The organism is Chryseobacterium turcicum, from assembly GCF_021010565.1.
GTDB lineage: Bacteria > Bacteroidota > Bacteroidia > Flavobacteriales > Weeksellaceae > Chryseobacterium > Chryseobacterium turcicum.
This window is the reverse complement of sequence record NZ_JAJNAY010000001.1, coordinates 2,877,258-2,895,905: the sequence shown is the minus strand read 5'-3', so window position 1 is coordinate 2,895,905 and position 18,648 is coordinate 2,877,258. Positions and strand designations below refer to the sequence as shown.

The following is an 18,648-nucleotide window of genomic DNA, read 5'->3' as shown; positions in this document are numbered from 1 at the left end:
CGAGTGTATGTTTAAAATTTCTGCTAACGGTTGGGGACTTTGCGTTCAGGCGGTACTCGAAGTACGAAACTTCATAAATGTAAACTTCAATGAAAAAATAAAACTTCGATTTTACACTTCAGCTCGCCTGACGTAAACCCTTGTTAGCAGCCGTTTTTATCTAAATATTTCTTCTCTATGTAATTTTAGATTTTCACTATTAGGGCTTTCAAATTTTGGAGTTTGAAAAGTTGTATTAGTAATTTGTTTAGCAATATTAACACTTAGCTTTTCAGAAATTAAAACCGAATATTCGTCGGTTAATGTTATAAAACCTTTATCAAATAATTTATCATGAAAATTACATAATAATATACAATTATCTAAATCTAATCTTTTAGATTCATCACTTTTCCATGGAACTATATGACTTGCTACCAATAATTCAGGTTGATCATTTTCACAAAGTGAACAACAATGATTATAGTTTTCAGATACATGTTTCTTTAAAACATCTTGATAAACTCGAGCTTTTACTGTTGTTAATCGTTCTGTTTTATTGTTATTAGGGTTTATTTGCTTTTTCTGGATTAAGGCTTCTGCTTCAGCTTGAATATTTAAAAATTCACAGATAATTTCTTGAACTTCAACATTAAGAGTATCTAATTGATTTAGGTTCTCACTTAGAATTCCTTTTGCTTCTTTTTTTAGATTAAAATGGTGTAAAACTTCCATTGTAACAAAACCACCACCTTTTTGTGGAGCAGGTAATCCTAAAATTTCTTTTTGTATTTGCCTATGACTTTTAGATTCTATCAAATAAGCATAAATTACTTTTGAAATTACGTAATCGTCTAAATTTTCAATATTCATGTTGTTGTTTTAAAATTACTGTTAACGTTTCGCTTCACACATTACGTCAATCGAAACTAATTGCGCTAAAGTAATATAATTATCTAGTTCAAAACAATTTTAATTCAACATTGAAAGAAAAATCTTTATCTCAATATTTATAGAAGTATTGAATTTTTGGCTTCCAACTTTTCAATCAAATTCCCTTTCACCACCGTAAAAGTATAATCCTTCGCTTCGGCGAACGAAATCTCATATTTTCTTTCAATATTTCTCAATTCTTCGGGAAACTGAGACAAAAGATGGTCGTAATATTCATCCAGAAAATCTTTAGAAGGCATTTTGTAGTTTATCTTTAATTGAAAACGTCTTATTAAAGCGGTATCAATAATCTCAGCGTGATTGGTAGCGCACAATAAAAGCGCATTTTCAGGATAATAATCAATCAGTTGAATCAAAGTATTAACGAGTCTTCGCATTTCACCAACATCTTTATCGTCGCTTCCGCGGGCTTTTCCGATTTGGTCTAATTCGTCCAGAAACAGAACCGACCTTTCTCTTGCAGCTTTGTCGAAAATCATCTTGATATTCTGAGAAGTTTCACCAATTCTTGAGGAAACAATATTGCTCAGATTAAGAATGATAATGCTCTTCCCCAACGCATTGGCAATCGCTTTTGCGGTCATTGTTTTTCCACAACCGGAACTTCCTTCCAGAAGTATTTTATTATTGATGGGAAGTCCGTATTCTTGAAGTTCTTTACTGTAAGTGTGTTCTTTAATGAGCTGTACAAATTGCTGTTTATTTTGTGGTTCAAGATAAACTTCATCAAGCGTTACGGCTTCTTTATCCTGAATAATGAGATTGTACAGATTCATAGTAGTAGAAGATTTAATTGGTCTGCAAAGATACTTGATTTAAAATTTTGAAGCCAGTTTAAATGAGTCTGAAAAGCAATTTCTTCTATTTATTTTTAAATTATTACAGATAAACTCATCCATTTTAAGGTATTTAAATCTGCTCAATCCGCAAAATCTGCGAGAGAAAATTGTAATTTTTATTTAACTTCAGATTTTAAAATAGAGTTAAACTTCTCAAGATAATTTTCCTGACTGCAATCAATAAAAAACTGAGTCTGCCAGTTTTGGGTTTTCTTTGCCTGTTTATTTTGTGGAATATCCCAGTCCGGATACACTCTGAAACCTCGTTTTCCTTCTTTGGAATCTGTGCTAAGGATTTTATTTTCAATTAAAATATCTTTCGTAAAAAGGAAAAACCCGAAATGTTCTGAAGTTTCGGTTAAAATTAAATAAAAATCAGAAGAGTCTTCAGAAGTAAATGGTTCTGTTTCTTTAGAAATGGGATTTCTTTTCCACAGGGTAACAAACTGACCAATTTTGGTCGGCGTTATTTTAGCTTTTCTGAATTTAATTTGAAAATGATTGAGCTGAAAATTGAATCCGAAATAATCTTCGCATTCAGGCTCCTGATGTAGATTTGATATGATTAAACCGAGAGGTGAAAAAAGTAATTCCTGAAGTTTCTCGATAGGTATAATCATGATTTTATGTTTTCTGCTCTTTTACTCCGGTTGAGTAAAAGAGCCGCAGTTTTCAGACTGCAAACATAAAAAAAATATTAATTGAAATTTGTTAAATAAAAGAATGTTTACTAAAAACTAGTTTCCTTCTTTTCTAACTGTTACAAAATAAGAAGTAACAATAACTGCACATGTAGCGATACCAATATAAGCGATCATAATTTTTGAATTTTTAAATTATTTATTTTTTATTGCGAATTTTATAATTGCAATATTACAACTTTCAAATGACGTGCCAAATTCAATTGCTATGATGTATATCAGTGTTTTAAGAGTGTGTAAATAGGTTTTTAGATGAATTTAGTATTAATGGATTAACTGTTTTATATGCTTTTTACTTTTGTTTTTAATTATTTAATTCATAAAAAATTAAGAATTTGTTAATGTTTTTGTATTTGTTGTTTTCAGGTTGACAATATCAAGGAAATGAAATGTAAAGCATATTAAATGTTAGAAACATCAAAAGCTGACATTTTTACATTGAATTTTTATGTCATTTTGTTCTCGGTTTTCCAAAAGGATTGTAAGAAAGTCCTAAATTGAAATAAAAAGAAGGCTTTGCATTGGATTCGAAAATATAGTCTTTCTGAGATTCTTTCTTTTCAAAAATCCTTGAACTTGGCGTTGCTCTGAGCCCGGTTTTTAATGTTCCGATAAAGTTTCCGCCTAAATGATGCTCATAAATAGCTCCGGAATTGATTTCCAATTGCCTGAATTCATATTTCTTTCCTGAAGGATAAAGATAGAATGAAGTATTATCCATCTCTGTTCCCAGTGATATTCTTCCGTTTGAGAAAATGTCTTTTCTAATGAGAATCTTTTTCGGCAATAGAACATCTGCAACCCAACCGTTATCAAATTTATGTTCGTATGTGAAAATAGGAAGCGCAGGAACCGGTGTGCTAGGGTCGATTAAAACAGCAATTCCTAAAGTCATTTTAGTTTTTGCATTGGCTTTTAAAATCAAACTTCCGGTTACCATTCCTCTGATTCTTTCAAAATGTTGGTCGCTTCCGTCCACGGATGCTGTTGCTGTGTAAACCGCTATTTTATTAAACAGTTTTGAGAAATGAGTGACATTTATGGCTTCAGAATGATAATGGAAATTTCCTTTATTTATATTTTGATCAGAAAATATATTGATGTTGTTTTCAGAGTTAATCGAGGTAAAGCGGTAATTTAATGAGGTATTAAGCATCCATTTCCTGTTTTTAATAAAATAAAAATTGGCATTAGCTCTTACCTGCTGAAAAGATTTTACTTTGTTTTCCGGTAAATCATTTCCATACAATTCGGGAGAAAATTTATACGGAGTCATTTGGGTAAATTCTACGTTTAAATCTCTTGCCTGAGGAAATTTGTCAGTAACAAAAGCAATTACTTTATGCGGAATACTGTCTTTCTTTTGAGCAGAAAGCAATGTTGCAACAGGAACTAGAGCAAAAGTGATTAGATTTTTTTTTAATGGTTTCATAGAATATTACTTGATTGACTGGATGGTAGATTGAAAGAAACTGAACATAAATATTCTATCATAAAAAACTTCTATCGCATTTGAATTGATAAAGTTGATATACTTTTCGGCTTGCGATATGCTTTCTTCCTCCACAAAAACAAACCATAATTCTTGTATCTGATGCTGGGCTTTAAAAAGTTCAGATTCGTAAATGTCTAAAGCATGAGCATACTTCATATCGTAAAATAGAATCCCTTTTTTTACTCCGTTTTCTTCAATGATGTTGATAGGATGATGAATGTAATCAATCACCTTTAGGCTTTGATTGTAAGATTCTATAAAATGATGAAGATCGATTAATTGTATCACTTTTTCTTCCTGCTGAGAATCGGTCATAAAATAACATTCTTGTGTAATTTGTTCTGTGAGTTTCTGAAAAACGTTTAATTCCATGTCTTAAATAAATTTTAAAGGACAAAGGAATATAGAAAACACTTTTGTAATCTGTTTTTTATACCAACTGCCTTACAAATTCTACCAAATCTGACGGTTTGAAATTTTGTATAAAAAAAGGCAGGGTTCGTATAATAATATGGGGTGTGATGTCGTTATTAATTATTTTTGTTTACAATTAAATATTTAATGAATTACAAGTCTAAAGAATTAAACGACACCATAGTGATAGATTTTCTGGTAGAAGATCGCTACCGTTTATTAAGACATATGGTGTCTGCGATTTGTTTTTTTATATTTCTCTACTTCGCAGATTTTTGGCATTGGTACAAAGAAGGGTATCGATATTTAGTTTTGTTTTTCGTTTTTGTGTCATTAATTGGTATGGCGTATATTAATATTTATGTTTTAGTGCCGTATTTTTTCTTTAAAACCCGATATGCTATTTACTTTCTGTTGCTTTTCCTTATGGGAATTGCGGGGCTTAATTTGATAGGTAACTGTTTTGAAATTTTCTTTTCAGAATATAAAATAGAAGGTCTCGAGAATGATGTTCGTAGAGGTGGGCTTTATGAAGGGATTATGATTTGTATTCCGATTATTTTGGTGAGCACCACGGTGAAACTTATTCAGAAATGGACAAGTGATAACAAGAGAATTATAGAACTGAGCAATCTGACGTTAAAAATGGAACTTAATGAATTGCGTAATCAGATTAATCCTCATTTTTTGTTTAATATGATGAATAATGTGAAGGCATTAATAAGAACAGATCCTGAAAAAGCAACTGTTGTCATTATGAAACTTTCAGAATTTCTACGCTATCAGCTTTACGAAAACAACGAAGAAAAAACAATCCTTACCTCTGAAATAGATTTTTTATCAAACTTTCTAAATCTTGAAAAGATAAGAAGAGAAGACTTTCAGGTTTATATTGATAGCAAAACCGATAAAAAAATTTTAAACAGCACTTTTATTCCGCCCAACTTATTTACCACATTTGTAGAAAATGCTGTGAAACATAGTGTAGATATTACGGGAAAAGAATCTTATGTGAAAGTGAATATTGAAATACAAGATAAAAATCTTCATTTTGAATGCCGAAATTCTCAAAACTCAGATTTTCCGGTTCCGGAAACTATTTATAGCGGACTCGGATTAGTGAATATCAAAAGGAGACTTGAGCTTCTTTATAAAGATACTTTTACTTTGGAAATCAATTCCACCAACAACGAATATATTGTATACCTAATAATTCCTTTATGAACTGTATTATTGTAGACGATGAGCCTTTGGCAAGAGCCGAAATGCAGTCGTTGATTCTTGAAGTTTCAAAAATAAATATTGTTGGATTGTTTTCCAATGCTCCTGCAGCTTTAGAATTTTTAAAAACAAATGTGGTGAATCTTATCTTTCTAGATATAGAAATGCCTCTCGTGACAGGTCTTGAATTTGCAAAAATGCTTCCCAAAGATTGCCTGATTATTTTCACAACCGCTTATTCCCAATATGCCTTAAAAAGTTATGAGCTCGATGCTATTGATTATCTATTAAAACCTATAGAAAAGCCGCGTTTGGAAAAAGCAATCGGAAAAGCAATTCTCTATCATCAGTTGCTTTCACAAGACACTGTGAAAAATACATTTGCATCAAACACCAAAGAATTTTTATTTATAAAAGCAGACAGAAGATTTTATAAACTCAATTTCGATGAGATTAAATTTATTGAAGGGTTGAAAGATTATGTAGTCATTCACACCAAAACTCAAAAACTGATTACAGCAATGAATCTCAAAACGATTCACCAAAAACTTCCTCCGGAAATTTTTTGCAGAGTCAGCAAATCTTTTGTCGTTAATTTAAACAGTATTGATTCTTTTGATAACCATACTATTTTTATAGATGAGTCTGAAGTTCCTTTGGGAGAAGTCTATAAATCTGATTTTTTTACAGCTTATTCAGGAGGTTCATTGAATTTTGATGTTTAGAATATCTTATTTTTTCTTTCCTAAAAACCGAATCACCGAACCTGTACCATTGTGAAAAACACCTTCCTGAAGCTCAATCTCTTTTTCTTCTAATTCAATAATATCATATTCCGGAAAATCAGATTTAATTTCTTCGATTGAAAACAGAGACTCTATATCTTTTGGGCCGCCAACTTTTTCGTTTTTCAAGACAAAATCAAGATGCTTTTTGCTGAATGCTTCGAAAATTATAAAACCACCTTTCCGTATATAAGTATCAAGCATTTTATGAATTGATGATTTAATATCAGCTGGAAAATGTGCGTAAATTAATGCAATAGCATCAAATTGCTCTTTTTTGTAGTTTAAAGTTTGCAATTCGCCAACTTGGTAATCAATTTCAACATGATTGGCTTCAGCTAATTGTAAAGCCTTATTTTTTCCTTCAGGACTAATATCGAATGCAGAGACTTTCCATCCAAGTTGAGCTGCAAAAATAGCATTTCGTCCTTCACCTTCTGCAGGAAAAAGAATAGAACCTATTTCTAATTTTTGCAGCTGTTCTTTTAAATAATTGTTGGGTTGCGTGCCATAAGCAAATTCATCGTTGCTGTATCTTTCGTTCCATCGGTCAAGCCATTTGTTATCGGTCATTTCATGTAATTAAGGTTTTATAAATTTAGAATATTTTTTGTTCTTAAAAACATGACTTTTAATACATTTTCTGGTCTTTTTCGCAGAAAAAACTTGTTCTTTTGCTTTTTCCGGTATCTTTTTTAACGACTTCTGCACCGCATTTCGGGCAATTCTTCTGGTGATAAATCTGAAAATGTTTACTTAGAACATTCGCTTTTTTCCACTTTTTAAAATCAAAACTATAATTTCTTGCTTCCGAAATAATTTCTTTTAATTTTTTTGAAGGTAAATTTCCAATTAGACTTTCAGGATGTATACCGACTCTGAATAAAGCTTCATTTTTAATAATGTTTCCAACACCCGAAAAAATATCCTGATTCATCAAAGCATCACAAATCATCGTTTTAGGGGTAGTTTTTAAAATATTTTCAGTTTTTTCGGGATTCCAGACATCACTCATTACGTCAGCTTTCCAATTGATTTTTTTAAGAAAGCTTTCATCGACAATCTTTACAGAACAAGTATAAAAATACATTCCGGCATTTTTGAAAGTTAATCCCAATCAAAGAGTGTCTATGTCTTTTCTTTTATATAAACTGTAAGAGCCAAACATCAACAAATGAATTTTTAAAATGACAGTATCAAAAATCAGGTATGTTTGTTTACCGAAAGTTTTGATGTCTCTTAAAATTTCTCCTTTTATCTGGGAAGTCTCAAAAACGAAATCTCCTTCAACGGAAATTATTTTATTACCAATGAATTGTTGAAGTTCTTCCTTCATAAGAACAATCGTAGGACCTTCGGGCATTGTTTTGTTTTCAACAAAAATTCAAATATTATTCCTTTAAAAGTAAAAATTGAATTAATTTTGGAAAATGATGAATTTGAACCAGATTTTTACGAGTCAGCGTACCGGTAACAATCCAAATACTGTTGCTTCAAGAACGGATTTTCAGAGAGATTTTGACCGTATTATCTTTTCTTCGGCTTTCAGAAGACTACAAAATAAAACGCAGGTTTTTCCACTTCCGGGAAGTGTTTTTGTACATAACAGATTGACGCATTCTTTAGAGGTTTCCTCTGTGGGAAGAAGTTTAGGAAGTGTAATCGGAGAGTTTATTGCTGAAAATCACAAAAGTGAACTTACAGAAGAGTCAAAGAATTTTTACAATCATAATTTAGGAAATGTAATTGCTGCGGCATGTCTTTGTCATGATGTAGGAAATCCTGCTTTCGGGCATTCTGGCGAAGATGCAATTGCAAGTTATTTTGATAAAAACGAAAACGATCTTAAACCTAAATTCGTAGAAAAAGAATGGGCCGATCTTGTTAATTTTGAAGGAAACGCCAATGCGATTCGTGTTTTAGCACATCAACAACAAGGAAAAGATTTTGGAGGAACTCAGTTGACGTTTACGACCTTGGCAAGTATTGCAAAATATCCTTGTGAAGCGATTGCAAAGCAAAAAGGAATTATCCATCGAAAGAAATTCGGTTTTTTTCAGAACGAAAAAGAAACTTTTCTGGAAATTGCAAAAGGGGTCAATCTGATTCAAGAAAATGATGAACCGTATATTTTTAAAAGGCATCCATTTGTTTGGTTAGTAGAAGCGGCTGATGATATTTGCTACAACATTATTGATATGGAAGATGCGCACCGTTTGGGAATTATTTCAAACGCTGACTGCGAAAATCTTTTCTTAGACCTTATCGAGTCGGAAAATCAGGACATGAAAAAAGTGAAAGATAAGTTGGTGGCTATTTCTAATGATAATGAAAGGGTTTCTTATCTGAGAGCGAAAGTGATTAATGCTTTAATTAATAAATCGATTGAGAGTTTTAAAACCAATTTTAATACGATTTTAGAAGGGAATTTAGATAAAGGTTTGCTGGATATTTACAGAGATGGAAATAAAGCAATGCAGGAAATAGAATCTTATTCAATTGCGAAAATTTACAATCATAAAGCGGTAGTAGAGATAGAAAATGCTGGCTATAATGTAATGTATGAATTACTGGATCATTTTATTCCATCAGTTTTAAAACCAAAAGACGCAAGAAAATCTTACGATAAAATGGCGCTGAAGCTTCTTCCGCAACAATTTATTTATGAAGAGGGTAGTGATTATCAAAAAACGTTAGGCGTGATTGATTTTGTTTCCGGAATGACCGATAATTACGCTACAGATTTGTACAGAAAAATAAAAGGAATTGACATCGGGATGACGATGTAGTTTATTCAATTTTATTTGATGTATCTGTAACTTTTTTGTATCTTCTCGACATATCAATTAAAATAAAAACTATATGGTGTATTTAGGTATTTTGGTCTTTTTTGGACTTATAACATTATTTGCATCTTTCTTTACCGTAAAACAGGAATCTGCAGCAGTAGTAGAAAGATTAGGTAAATTTTTAAAAGTAAGCCATGCTGGTTTGCATTTGAAGATTCCGTTTTTGGATCAGATTTCTAAACGTCTGAATCTAAGAATTCAGCAGTTGGACGTGATGATTGATACTAAAACTTTAGACAATGTTTTCATTAAAATGAAAGTTTCTGTGCAGTATCAGGTCATCAGAGAAAATGTAAAAGACGCATATTATCGTCTTGAGAATCCTGAAAATCAAATTACATCTTACGTTTTTGATGTGGTGCGTGCAGAAGTTCCGAAAACGAAATTAGACGATGTTTTTGTAAGAAAAGATGATATCGCCAATGCGGTAAAAAATGAATTACAAGAAGCGATGCAAAGTTATGGATATGACATTATCAAAGCTTTGGTAACCGATATAGATCCGGATGAGCAAGTAAAACACGCCATGAATAGAATTAACGCTGCAGAACGTGAAAAAACCGCTGCAGAATATGAATCTGAAGCTCAAAGAATCAGAATTGTTGCTGTAGCAAAAGCTGAAGCAGAATCTAAAAAACTGCAGGGACAAGGTATTGCAGACCAAAGAAGAGAGATCGCAAAAGGTTTGGAAGAGTCTGTGAAAATGCTGAATGCAGCCAATATCAATGCTCAGGAAGCCTCTGCATTAATCGTAGTTACGCAACATTATGATACATTAAGCTCGATTGGTGCCAATAACAGAAGTAATTTGGTGTTATTACCTAATTCTCCAACGGCTGCAAGTTCTATGTTGAATGATCTGGTAGTTTCTATGGCGGCAACGCAAAAAATGGATGAAGCCAATAAGGCTCCGATGCCTAATCCTCCAAAAAACAGAGGTTTTCAGGAATAGACAATATAATTTAAAAAAATCCCTTTCAAATTATTTTGAAAGGGATTTTTTTATTTCTTGGTTTTAGAAACCTGCTTTATTAAAGTGTATTTTATCGATGAGGCATCCATTGGTGGATTTTCGATTTTTTCTGTTTTTACTTTTAATACATATTCGTATCCAGGTTCGTACGTGAAACCGTCAATATTGGTGTAGAAATTTTGCCAATTGTCAGATGCTTTTTCTTTTATCTGAAGACATTTCATAGGAGCTACTCCTGTACAATCTGCTGTTTCGGAACCTACAATAAATGTTTTTTCATTGTCTGGTGTCGAGTTTGGCATCGGCTTACATTGTGATAAAACAAATAAAGACGATGCTAATAAAGTTCCTTTTAGGAATCGTTTCGCATTTTTCATAACTTCATATAATTTGGGGGTTGGTTTACAAGTTTTGTGCCAAAAATATTATTTCTGAATACATTTTAAATAATAGGTTTGTGGTAATTGGCTTGTTGTCAGTGTTTTGTGAGAGTGGGTAGGAGTGTTTTACTTTCCGTTAAATTTCTGTTTTCCAATTAATAATTCAAAAAATAGTTTAAAATCAGACCCTAAAGACCAAAGAGGATATTTAAAAGTGGCGGGCTTATTTCTTTCAATAAAAGCGTGACTCAACCATGCAAAACCATATCCAAATATCGGAATATACCATAAGAATCTTTCTTTTTCAGTATAAATGACAAAACCAATGACGAGAAATACAGATAGGATTCCCAAAAAATGAAAAATCCGGGTTCCCAGTTTTTTGTGTTCACCGAGGTAAAACTCATAGAACTCGTGGTATGTTTTTATTCTTTCAGACATGACGTTTATAGTTTAACGTTCTTGAAGGAATCTTAGCAATAATTTCGCCAATTATTTATCTTTAAACAATTAAAAACTAAAAATATATAAGTTTTTTTTGACACATAAGTCACATAAGTTTTAGTTTTAATACTTTGAAAATATTTTAGAACACATCAGTTGAAAATCAAAGATTTTCTGTTATGAAATCCTGTGAATAGGTTTTACTTGTGTTAGATACCAATATCAACAAAACCTATCAACTACTAATAGTTTAAACTTCCTATCATAAAGGTTTTGGAAGCGTTGAGTGCCTTAGAATTTTGAGTAAGCTCTTTTACAACGCCTTTATTTTTGATATAATTGGAATGAATGAAATAAGTGTCTTTGTTTTCTCTGGTAATAAATCCAGTATGAAAATCTAGCCCAACAATATACACTTGGTTCTTTTCTTTACTTAAAATATAACTTTCTAAATCCTGTCTTTTACTAAAATATTTGATGTCTTTACAAAGTTTTTTTATCATTATTGATGAAGCCTGTTGAGCTAAATAGGTTCTGTTGATGTCAAAACCAAAATCTGTCAACGTATTGGTTACAAAGTATCCACAGGCGATAGTTCCTTTCTGGGGCTCTCTCGATGTTCCGTTAAATGACCATGGAGTAGAAGTCCAATAATTGGGAACATCATAATTGATAAATTTAAACAGATAATTCTTCTTTTCTTCTCTAGATTTTTTGTTGATTGAAGCTATAAATTCTTTGTATGGAATTTTAGTTTCTTCTAAATTATCACTTCCTGAATGATTATCGGATTCAACTTTGGTTTTGTTGCATCCGATAATCATTAAAAATAATATACAGAAAAGATATTTCATCAATCAATTATGCATTTTTAAGCTTGCTGTTTCTATAACCATAACAGAAATAAATAACCAAACCTACTGCGAACCATAATCCGAAGTAATACCAGTTTTCGTGGCTCATTCCGGTAAGAAGATATAAGCAAGAGCTTAATCCAATCAATGGAATCAGTGAGAAGTTTTTAATAAAAGTGAAAACGCAGAGCGCAAGATTAATTAAGATAAAAAAGAAAATAGAAGCTCTGAATTCTCCTTCTTTAGGGTCATTCCAATCCATCAAATTATCGAAAAATTCCGGTTGGAAATAATGAAAACCTATCAATAAACCAATAAAAAGTATAGGGAAAATGATTTTCCCATTAATATAAGGAAGGTGGAAACGACCTTGAATTTTTTCTTTAGGCGGAAGCATTAAAACTCCTGCACAAACCAATACAAAGGCGAAAATAGTTCCGATACTTGTAAAATCTAAGATGAAACTTTTGTCGGTGAAAATAATAGGTACTCCTACTACAATTCCGGTTACGATGGTTGCAAATGACGGAGTTTTGTATTTTGGATGTACGTCTTGAAATTTTTTAGGCATTAATCCGTCACGGCTCATCGCGTACCAAATTCTTGGCTGTCCCATTTGGAAAACCAATAACACAGTAGTAATTGCTACAATGGCTACGAAAGAAACTGTCAATTCCATCCATGCAACATTAGCATTCGTTTTTTCAAATATAAATGATAGTGGGTCGCCAATACCGTCAAATTTTCTGTAATCTACCATTCCGGTTAAAACTAAAGTCAATGCAATGTAAATTACGGTACAAAGAACTAAAGAAATAATCATTCCTTTTGGTAGGGTTTTTTGTGGGTCTTTGGTTTCTTCGGAAAGTACGCTCAGTGCATCAAATCCTATATAAGCAAAGAAAACTCCAGAAACGGCACTCATCACTCCTGCAAAACCATTTGGCATGAAAGAAGGTTGGCCAGTTTCGATACTTACGGGGGTCCAATTTTCGGTATTGATGTATGAAAAACCAACCAAAATTACTAAAACAATTACGGCTAATTTTAAAATAACCAAAGAGTTGTTGAAGTTTTTACTTTCTTTTACTCCGCGGTAACAAAGCCAGGTAATCAATCCATTAATAACCAATGCAGGAACATCAACGATGAATTTTAAACTTCCTAATAATGGTGCGTTTACCCATGCATTGATGAGTTCTTTATTTGTAGAGCCGTTTGTAAAGGCTTTTTTAGCTTCAGTGTAGCTGCAGGTAAGATAATCGGGAATGTGCATTCCGAGGCGCTCGAGAAAACTGGTAAAATAATCTGACCATGAAAATGCAACATAAATATTTCCGAAAGAATATTCCATAATCAAAGCCCAGCCAATGACCCAAGCAATTAATTCTCCAAAACTAGCGTAAGCATAGGTGTAAGCAGACCCTGCGGTAGGAATTCTACTCGCAAATTCAGCGTAGCATAAAGCGGTAAAACCACAGGCAAAACCACAAATCAAATAGAGAAGAATAACACCGGGGCCGCCTCTGAAAACGGCTTCACCCAAACTACTGAAGCTTCCTGCTCCAATAATAGCGGCAATACCAAAAAATACGATGTCCCAAGTCCCTAAAACTCTTAAAAGATTAGTTGAAGTATCTGTTTCTGAGTATTGCTTTCTTCTGAAAAGTTGATTCATTGAATGTTTATATAAAATTGAAAAAAACAAATGTAATTATTTCTGTGAAATAATTAAGTTTTTCTTAATGCTTCTTATGTAAAAGTTAATTACTGCTAAAAAAGAATTGAGATACCAACAATGTGCAAAAAGACTTGTTTATACAATATCTTTTCGATATTTTCGTTGCTAAATTGGGGATAAAATCTTATCTCAACATTAAAATATTGGTCTTATTTTTGAAGACTTATCCATTTTAAAATTTGATATTAATGAAATCAAAAAAAATACTTTTAGCGGCTGCTGTTTTTTATTTCGGAGTTTCCGAGGCGCAACAGTCACAATACTTTACCCAAAAGGAAAACTATAGGTTTAACTTAGCTCAGAATCTTTATCAGACAAAAATATACAATGCTTCTCAATACGAATATGCGCGACAGTATTTCTATAATCAGAATCTGGAGCAGTCGAAAAAAGAAGCAGCGCAATTTTTTGATAATGTAATAGGTGTTATTCTTCAGAAAAATCATGCGGAAGACGGTTTGACGGCTTTTATGAAAGAATATCCTAATTCTGCCTATTTTGCACAAGCCAATTTACCTTTGGCAGATTATTATTTAGCTAAAAAAGATTTTAAGGAAGCTTTAAAAACTTTAAAGAAAGTCAATCAATATCAATTGACCAAAGAAGAAAATACACAGTATATTCTGAAATTGGGTTATGCTAAATTTATGATGGGTGATTCTAAAGGGGCTATTGATGCCTTAGAAGAAGCTCATAAAACGGCAGATGACTCTCAAAAAGGCGATATTGCTTATATGTTGGGACATTTGTATTATTCTAAAAGACAGAATACTCAGGCTTTTCAGTATTTTGATTCTGTAAAAGACCAGTCTAAATTTTCAAAATTAGTACGTCCGTATTATGTGCAGATGTATTACAATGATAAAGATTATGATAAGGCAATTTCGGAAGGAAGTGCTTTGTTGAATGAAGATATTTCAAATTCTTATAAAGCAGAAGTACATAAAATCATTGGTGAATCTTATTTCATGAAAAATGATTACAATTCTGCTTATCCGCATTTAAAAGATTATTTAAGTGTACAGCAAAATCCTACTGAAAACGATTTGTATGAAATGGGATTTGTTGCCGCTCAGCTTAAAAAATATGATGAGGCGGTTTCTTATTATAATCAGTTGTTAAACAATAATTCGGCTTTGGCGCAGAATGCTTATTATCAATTAGGAAATGCTTATTTGGCGGTTGGTAAAAAGCAGGAAGCACTTTCTGCATTCCGTTCGTCTTATCAGATGGATTATGATAAAAGTGTGAAAAAACTAGCGCACGAGCAGTATGCAAAACTGAGTTATGATATTGGGAACCCTTTTGAAAGCCCTACCACCGTTATTCAGGATTATATTACCATTAATAATAATGATGCAAAGACTTCAGAAATGAGATCACTTTTGGTGAAATCTTATCTGTATTCTGGGAACTTTAAAGAAACATTGAATGCGATTGATAAATTGCCAAATTCAACTCCTGAAACTGATAAAGTAGACCAGGAAGTTTCTTACCTTTTAGGAACTGAAGAATTTAATAAAGGTAGTTTTGATGAAGCTGAAAAATATTTCCTTAGAAGTTTAGAGTTTGATTTAAATAAAGAATTTCACAGCAGAGCTTTGTATTGGTTGGGTCAGGTGTATTATCAGAAAGGAAATTATCCTTCTGCCATTGTGCGTTACGAAAAACTAACCAACGCAACTTTCCCTGAAAAGCAGCAGCTTTCTTACGATTTGGGATATGCTTATTTTAAATCTAAAAAATTCGATCAGGCAGAACAATATTTTACCCAATATCTGAAAAATCCGAAACCTGAATTTAAAAATGATGCCGAGCTTCGTTTAGCAGATATTAATTATGCCAACAACGATTTGGATCGTGCGATTGCCATTTACGATAAAAACGAAGATGCTACCGATTATACTTTATACCAAAAAGCTTTGGCTTTAGGCTTTAAAAATGATAATGTTGCGAAAATTACCAATTTAAAATCATTGATTTCAAAATATCCTGCTTCAGAATATATTGATGATGCACAATACGAAATCGGGGTAGCTTATGCCTCTCAGGATGATTATAATAACGCAAACGATTTCTTCGGAAAAGTAATAAAATCTTCATCTGATAAAGATTTGGTTGCCAATGCATCGATTTACAGAGCGCAGAATTATATTGATCAGAATCAAAGCGATAAAGCGTTATCTGAGTTGAAGTCTCTTGGTGAGCAGTATAAAAATACTGCGTATGCACAGAAAATTGTTCTGGCTGCAAAACCAATTTTTACGAAAAATGGTGATGTCTCTGGATATTCAGATTTTGCAAGAAATGCAGGTGTAAATATAGACGCTTCTGAAATTGACGAAATCAATTTATTAACCGGAAAACAATATTTCAGCAAGAAAGACTATAAAAATGCAATTTCTTATTACGAGAAATATTTAACTCAAAATCCTACAGGAGAAGGTCTTTATCAGGCTAAATACGAGTTGGGTGAAAGTTATTATCAGACCAATAATCCTACAAAATCTTTATTGGTTCTTCAGGAAATAGCGAATGTTCAGAACGATTATCAGGATGATGCGGCAACTCGAGTGTCTCAAATTTATCTTGCTCAAGGAAATTCTGCTGAGGCTAAGAAATATTTAGAAAATATTAAAAATTCATCTAACGTTAACGTAAAAAATTACGCCAATGTAGAATTGATGAAAATGTATGCTGAAGAAAAGAACTTCTCGCAGGCTGAAAAATTAGCCGATGCAGTAATTGCCAACAACAAAAACTCTGCTGCCGTTATCGAAACCGCAAAAGTAATTAAGGCAAGAAGCTTGATGAATTCAGGGAAAGATAAAGATGCTCAAACGGCTTATACTGCTCTTGAAAAGTCTTCGAATACTGAAGTTGCGGCTGAAGCTTTCTATGCAAAAGCATTTTATCAGAACAAAGGAAAAGCCTATAAATCTTCTAATGAAACCATCTTTAAACTGGCTAATAATTATGCCTCAGAAGATTATTGGGGTGCAAAAGCATTGGTTTTGATGGCGAAAAATTATATTGGCTTAAAAGATAATTATCAGGCGAGTTATACTTGCGACCAGATTATTGCCAATTATGCAGATTTCCCAGAGATTGTTGCAGAAGCAAAGGAGGTTAAAAAAACAATTAAAAAGTAAAAAGTACAATGTGATATGTAAAAGTAAAGTGTATTGTTGAAAATACATTTTACATCAGACATTATGCATTAATACAAATAATAAGCAATGAACAAAAGAATTCAAATATTATCTATATTATTTCTGGGATTTTCGTCTGTGGCGTTTTCTCAGATCAAAGAAGAAAAGCTGATTCTTAACAAAAAAAGAGAACCGGAAGTAAAGAAGATTGAAAAGAAAAAAACTTCTGTCGTTACGGAAAAAAATTATCCGCCTGAAGAAAAGTCTGCCAATCCTGTAAAATACACGATTACGGATGTTCCTGCGGTATCAGATTTTAAAACGTCTACTATTCAGGGGCAAGATGTTACTCCAAAGTTTGATGGTACGGCTCAAAATAATTATTTCCAACTCGGAATGGGGAATTATGGGAAGATTTTAGCGGATGCCAATATTTCTACAACCCTTGAAAATAAATTGGAAGTAGGAGCAGATGTACATGTTTTATCTACCAACGGACTAAAAAAAGTGTATCCTTGGGATTCTAAGCAAAGTTCAGCAACATTAGGAGCTTTCTTAAATTCTTATGGAGAAAAAGGAAAGATTAATGTGAATGCAGAATATGGCTTAAATAACTATAATTATTATGGTATTTATGCTGTAAATCCTTCTGCGGGTGTTGATTTGCAACAGAAAGTAAATCAGTTTAAAGTAAACGGTTACTATGATTTTTATTCGAATGAAATTTTGAATGATGTAAGGGTAAAATCTTCATTTTTAAGCGATCATTTTGATGCAAAAGAAAATCAGGCTTCCATCTTGGCAAACCTTTCAAAGCACGCCGTAAAGCTTTCAGATAACGGAATTGTAATGAATGCAGATTTGGGTGTTGGTTTAGAAACTGTAAAAACAGATTTTGCAATCAGAGACAAAAATTCGGCAACTTTTTTTAATGCTAGCTTAGCGCCGAAAGTAACTTTTGCAAAAGGTGAGTCTTACTTAATGTTGGGTTCTTCATTTAATTTTTTAAATGCAAGAAATTCTAATTTGATTTTAGCTGAAGAATTAAAAAATAACAAAACCTATTGGTTTCCACAGGCTGAATTTCAGGTGGCTGCTTCTAAAGAATTTAAATTCTACGGTGGAGTTGACGGTGGTTTAAAACTAAATACGTATGCTGAGTTGTTACAAGAAAACCCATTCTTGGTTTCAGATCAGATGTTAAGACCTACTGAAACACAGTATCATTTTTACGCAGGTTTAAGAGGAGATATCGACGAAACTTTTAAATATGATGTTTCTGCCGGATTCGGAAAAATGAAAAATATTATGTTTTTTAAAGGCAACAATCTTTTCTCAAATGAATTTACTTTAGACAGACCCGGTTACGATTTTGCCAATACATTTTCAGCAATTTATGATGACGGAAATGTGAGCGACATTAAAGGTAGTCTACAGTATTTCCCATTAGAAAATCTAGTTTTAGATGCTGATGTGCGATTTTTGAAATATGATTTAAAAAATTACGAAAATATCTATAATGTGCCTTTGGTTACAGGAAGTATTGGTGCAAAATATACGATGTTTGAGAAAAAAATGTCTTTAGGTTTCAAAGGAATTTTTGCCACAGACAGAACGACGAATTCGTATATGCTTGAAGGCGTGGGAAGTCCGTCGATGGTATTCCAATCAACTGAAGATACCAATGATAAAGTTGGTGGTTACGCAGATTTAAACTTATCTGCAGAGTATAAAATTCACAAAAATTTCAGTATTTTTGCACTCGGAAACAATCTTCTAAGCTCAAAATACCAAACGTACAAAGGCTATAAAGTTCTTGGTGCGCAGGTTGTAGGAGGGATTAAGATTACATTCTAAAATATAGATA

The 18,648-nt window shown here is 32.5% G+C and carries 18 protein-coding genes; 6 read left to right on the top strand and 12 right to left on the bottom strand.

The annotated features are described in order from the left end of the window. Positions 1–156: 156 nt before the first annotated feature. The 5 genes from LO744_RS13175 to LO744_RS13155 all read right to left on the bottom strand — a co-directional run bounded on the left by LO744_RS13175 (position 157) and on the right by LO744_RS13155 (position 4,340). The gene (locus LO744_RS13175) at positions 157–852 is read right to left on the bottom strand and encodes an HNH endonuclease (RefSeq protein ID WP_230669938.1); all 696 of its coding nucleotides are present in this window, start codon (positions 850–852) and stop codon (positions 157–159) included. A gap of 137 nt (positions 853–989) precedes the next feature. Beyond that, a complete protein-coding gene (locus LO744_RS13170) occupies positions 990–1,709 on the bottom strand; it encodes an AAA family ATPase (RefSeq protein ID WP_230669936.1) in 720 nt (239 codons plus the stop codon). 179 nt (positions 1,710–1,888) lie between these two features. Beyond that, entirely contained in the window at positions 1,889–2,392 is a 504-nt protein-coding gene (locus LO744_RS13165; RefSeq protein ID WP_230669934.1) for a MepB family protein, read from the bottom strand. 532 nt (positions 2,393–2,924) lie between these two features. Further along, complete coding sequence (locus LO744_RS13160; protein ID WP_230669932.1) at positions 2,925–3,905, bottom strand: DUF6268 family outer membrane beta-barrel protein; 981 nt, start codon at positions 3,903–3,905, stop codon at positions 2,925–2,927. A gap of 6 nt (positions 3,906–3,911) precedes the next feature. Further along, complete coding sequence (locus LO744_RS13155; RefSeq protein ID WP_230669930.1) at positions 3,912–4,340, bottom strand: hypothetical protein; 429 nt, start codon at positions 4,338–4,340, stop codon at positions 3,912–3,914. A 189-nt stretch (positions 4,341–4,529) separates the two neighbouring features. Between LO744_RS13155 and LO744_RS13150 the strand changes: the two genes are divergently transcribed. Continuing rightward, complete coding sequence (locus tag LO744_RS13150; protein ID WP_230669928.1) at positions 4,530–5,606, top strand: sensor histidine kinase; 1,077 nt, start codon at positions 4,530–4,532, stop codon at positions 5,604–5,606. Beyond that, positions 5,603–6,328 carry a LytR/AlgR family response regulator transcription factor gene (locus LO744_RS13145; protein WP_230669926.1) on the top strand — a complete coding sequence of 242 codons (726 nt, stop codon included), beginning with the start codon at positions 5,603–5,605 and terminating at the stop codon, positions 6,326–6,328. The genes LO744_RS13150 and LO744_RS13145 overlap by 4 nt, the downstream gene beginning before the upstream one ends. Positions 6,329–6,334: 6 nt before the next feature. Here the strand turns inward: LO744_RS13145 and LO744_RS13140 are convergent, their stop codons facing one another. The 3 genes from LO744_RS13140 to LO744_RS13130 are packed head-to-tail and all read right to left on the bottom strand — an operon-like array spanning position 6,335 to position 7,751. After that, positions 6,335–6,961, bottom strand: coding sequence for a class I SAM-dependent methyltransferase (locus tag LO744_RS13140; protein ID WP_230669924.1), 627 nt, complete (start codon positions 6,959–6,961; stop codon positions 6,335–6,337). Positions 6,962–7,019: 58 nt separating this feature from the next. Then, entirely contained in the window at positions 7,020–7,478 is a 459-nt protein-coding gene (locus LO744_RS13135) for an Fpg/Nei family DNA glycosylase (protein ID WP_230669922.1), read from the bottom strand. Positions 7,479–7,505: 27 nt separating this feature from the next. Next, positions 7,506–7,751: a DNA-formamidopyrimidine glycosylase family protein gene (locus tag LO744_RS13130; RefSeq protein ID WP_230669920.1), complete on the bottom strand. Its 246-nt coding sequence runs from the start codon at positions 7,749–7,751 to the stop codon at positions 7,506–7,508. A gap of 70 nt (positions 7,752–7,821) precedes the next feature. On the opposite strand from LO744_RS13130, the gene dgt reads away from it, so the two are divergent. Further along, a complete protein-coding gene (gene dgt / locus LO744_RS13125; protein ID WP_230670582.1) occupies positions 7,822–9,177 on the top strand; it encodes a dGTP triphosphohydrolase in 1,356 nt (451 codons plus the stop codon). Between the two features lie 73 nt (positions 9,178–9,250). Continuing rightward, complete coding sequence (locus LO744_RS13120; RefSeq protein ID WP_230669918.1) at positions 9,251–10,189, top strand: SPFH domain-containing protein; 939 nt, start codon at positions 9,251–9,253, stop codon at positions 10,187–10,189. 50 nt (positions 10,190–10,239) lie between these two features. Here LO744_RS13120 and LO744_RS13115 read toward each other — a convergent pair whose 3' ends face one another. From LO744_RS13115 to LO744_RS13100, 4 genes are all read right to left on the bottom strand, one after another. Further along, complete coding sequence (locus LO744_RS13115) at positions 10,240–10,587, bottom strand: DUF4377 domain-containing protein (RefSeq protein ID WP_230669916.1); 348 nt, start codon at positions 10,585–10,587, stop codon at positions 10,240–10,242. Positions 10,588–10,716: 129 nt separating this feature from the next. Then, entirely contained in the window at positions 10,717–11,031 is a 315-nt protein-coding gene (locus LO744_RS13110; RefSeq protein WP_230669914.1) for an Mpo1-like protein, read from the bottom strand. 245 nt (positions 11,032–11,276) lie between these two features. Beyond that, entirely contained in the window at positions 11,277–11,888 is a 612-nt protein-coding gene (locus tag LO744_RS13105; protein WP_230669912.1) for a hypothetical protein, read from the bottom strand. A gap of 7 nt (positions 11,889–11,895) precedes the next feature. Continuing rightward, on the bottom strand, positions 11,896–13,566 hold the full coding sequence (locus LO744_RS13100; protein WP_230669911.1) for an APC family permease: 1,671 nt from the start codon (positions 13,564–13,566) through the stop codon (positions 11,896–11,898). 251 nt (positions 13,567–13,817) lie between these two features. On the opposite strand from LO744_RS13100, the gene LO744_RS13095 reads away from it, so the two are divergent. Further along, on the top strand, positions 13,818–16,781 hold the full coding sequence (locus LO744_RS13095; protein ID WP_230669909.1) for a tetratricopeptide repeat protein: 2,964 nt from the start codon (positions 13,818–13,820) through the stop codon (positions 16,779–16,781). A gap of 87 nt (positions 16,782–16,868) precedes the next feature. After that, the gene (locus LO744_RS13090; protein WP_230669907.1) at positions 16,869–18,638 is read left to right on the top strand and encodes a TonB-dependent receptor; all 1,770 of its coding nucleotides are present in this window, start codon (positions 16,869–16,871) and stop codon (positions 18,636–18,638) included. Positions 18,639–18,648 lie beyond the last annotated feature (10 nt).

Excerpts from the sequence above, each read along its gene's own strand:
- LO744_RS13130 (WP_230669920.1), bottom strand. The coding sequence starts at position 7,751 with ATGCCCGAAGGTCCTACGATTGTTCTTATGAAGGAAGAACTTCAACAA.
- LO744_RS13100 (WP_230669911.1), bottom strand. The coding sequence starts at position 13,566 with ATGAATCAACTTTTCAGAAGAAAGCAATACTCAGAAACAGATACTTCA.
- LO744_RS13120 (WP_230669918.1), top strand. The coding sequence starts at position 9,251 with ATGGTGTATTTAGGTATTTTGGTCTTTTTTGGACTTATAACATTATTT.
- LO744_RS13155 (WP_230669930.1), bottom strand. The coding sequence starts at position 4,340 with ATGGAATTAAACGTTTTTCAGAAACTCACAGAACAAATTACACAAGAA.
- LO744_RS13095 (WP_230669909.1), top strand. The coding sequence starts at position 13,818 with ATGAAATCAAAAAAAATACTTTTAGCGGCTGCTGTTTTTTATTTCGGA.
- dgt (WP_230670582.1), top strand. The coding sequence starts at position 7,822 with ATGAATTTGAACCAGATTTTTACGAGTCAGCGTACCGGTAACAATCCA.
- LO744_RS13165 (WP_230669934.1), bottom strand. The coding sequence starts at position 2,392 with ATGATTATACCTATCGAGAAACTTCAGGAATTACTTTTTTCACCTCTC.
- LO744_RS13160 (WP_230669932.1), bottom strand. The coding sequence starts at position 3,905 with ATGAAACCATTAAAAAAAAATCTAATCACTTTTGCTCTAGTTCCTGTT.
- LO744_RS13175 (WP_230669938.1), bottom strand. The coding sequence starts at position 852 with ATGAATATTGAAAATTTAGACGATTACGTAATTTCAAAAGTAATTTAT.
- LO744_RS13170 (WP_230669936.1), bottom strand. The coding sequence starts at position 1,709 with ATGAATCTGTACAATCTCATTATTCAGGATAAAGAAGCCGTAACGCTT.
- LO744_RS13090 (WP_230669907.1), top strand. The coding sequence starts at position 16,869 with ATGAACAAAAGAATTCAAATATTATCTATATTATTTCTGGGATTTTCG.
- LO744_RS13135 (WP_230669922.1), bottom strand. The coding sequence starts at position 7,478 with ATGTATTTTTATACTTGTTCTGTAAAGATTGTCGATGAAAGCTTTCTT.
- LO744_RS13150 (WP_230669928.1), top strand. The coding sequence starts at position 4,530 with ATGAATTACAAGTCTAAAGAATTAAACGACACCATAGTGATAGATTTT.
- LO744_RS13145 (WP_230669926.1), top strand. The coding sequence starts at position 5,603 with ATGAACTGTATTATTGTAGACGATGAGCCTTTGGCAAGAGCCGAAATG.
- LO744_RS13105 (WP_230669912.1), bottom strand. The coding sequence starts at position 11,888 with ATGAAATATCTTTTCTGTATATTATTTTTAATGATTATCGGATGCAAC.
- LO744_RS13110 (WP_230669914.1), bottom strand. The coding sequence starts at position 11,031 with ATGTCTGAAAGAATAAAAACATACCACGAGTTCTATGAGTTTTACCTC.
- LO744_RS13140 (WP_230669924.1), bottom strand. The coding sequence starts at position 6,961 with ATGACCGATAACAAATGGCTTGACCGATGGAACGAAAGATACAGCAAC.
- LO744_RS13115 (WP_230669916.1), bottom strand. The coding sequence starts at position 10,587 with ATGAAAAATGCGAAACGATTCCTAAAAGGAACTTTATTAGCATCGTCT.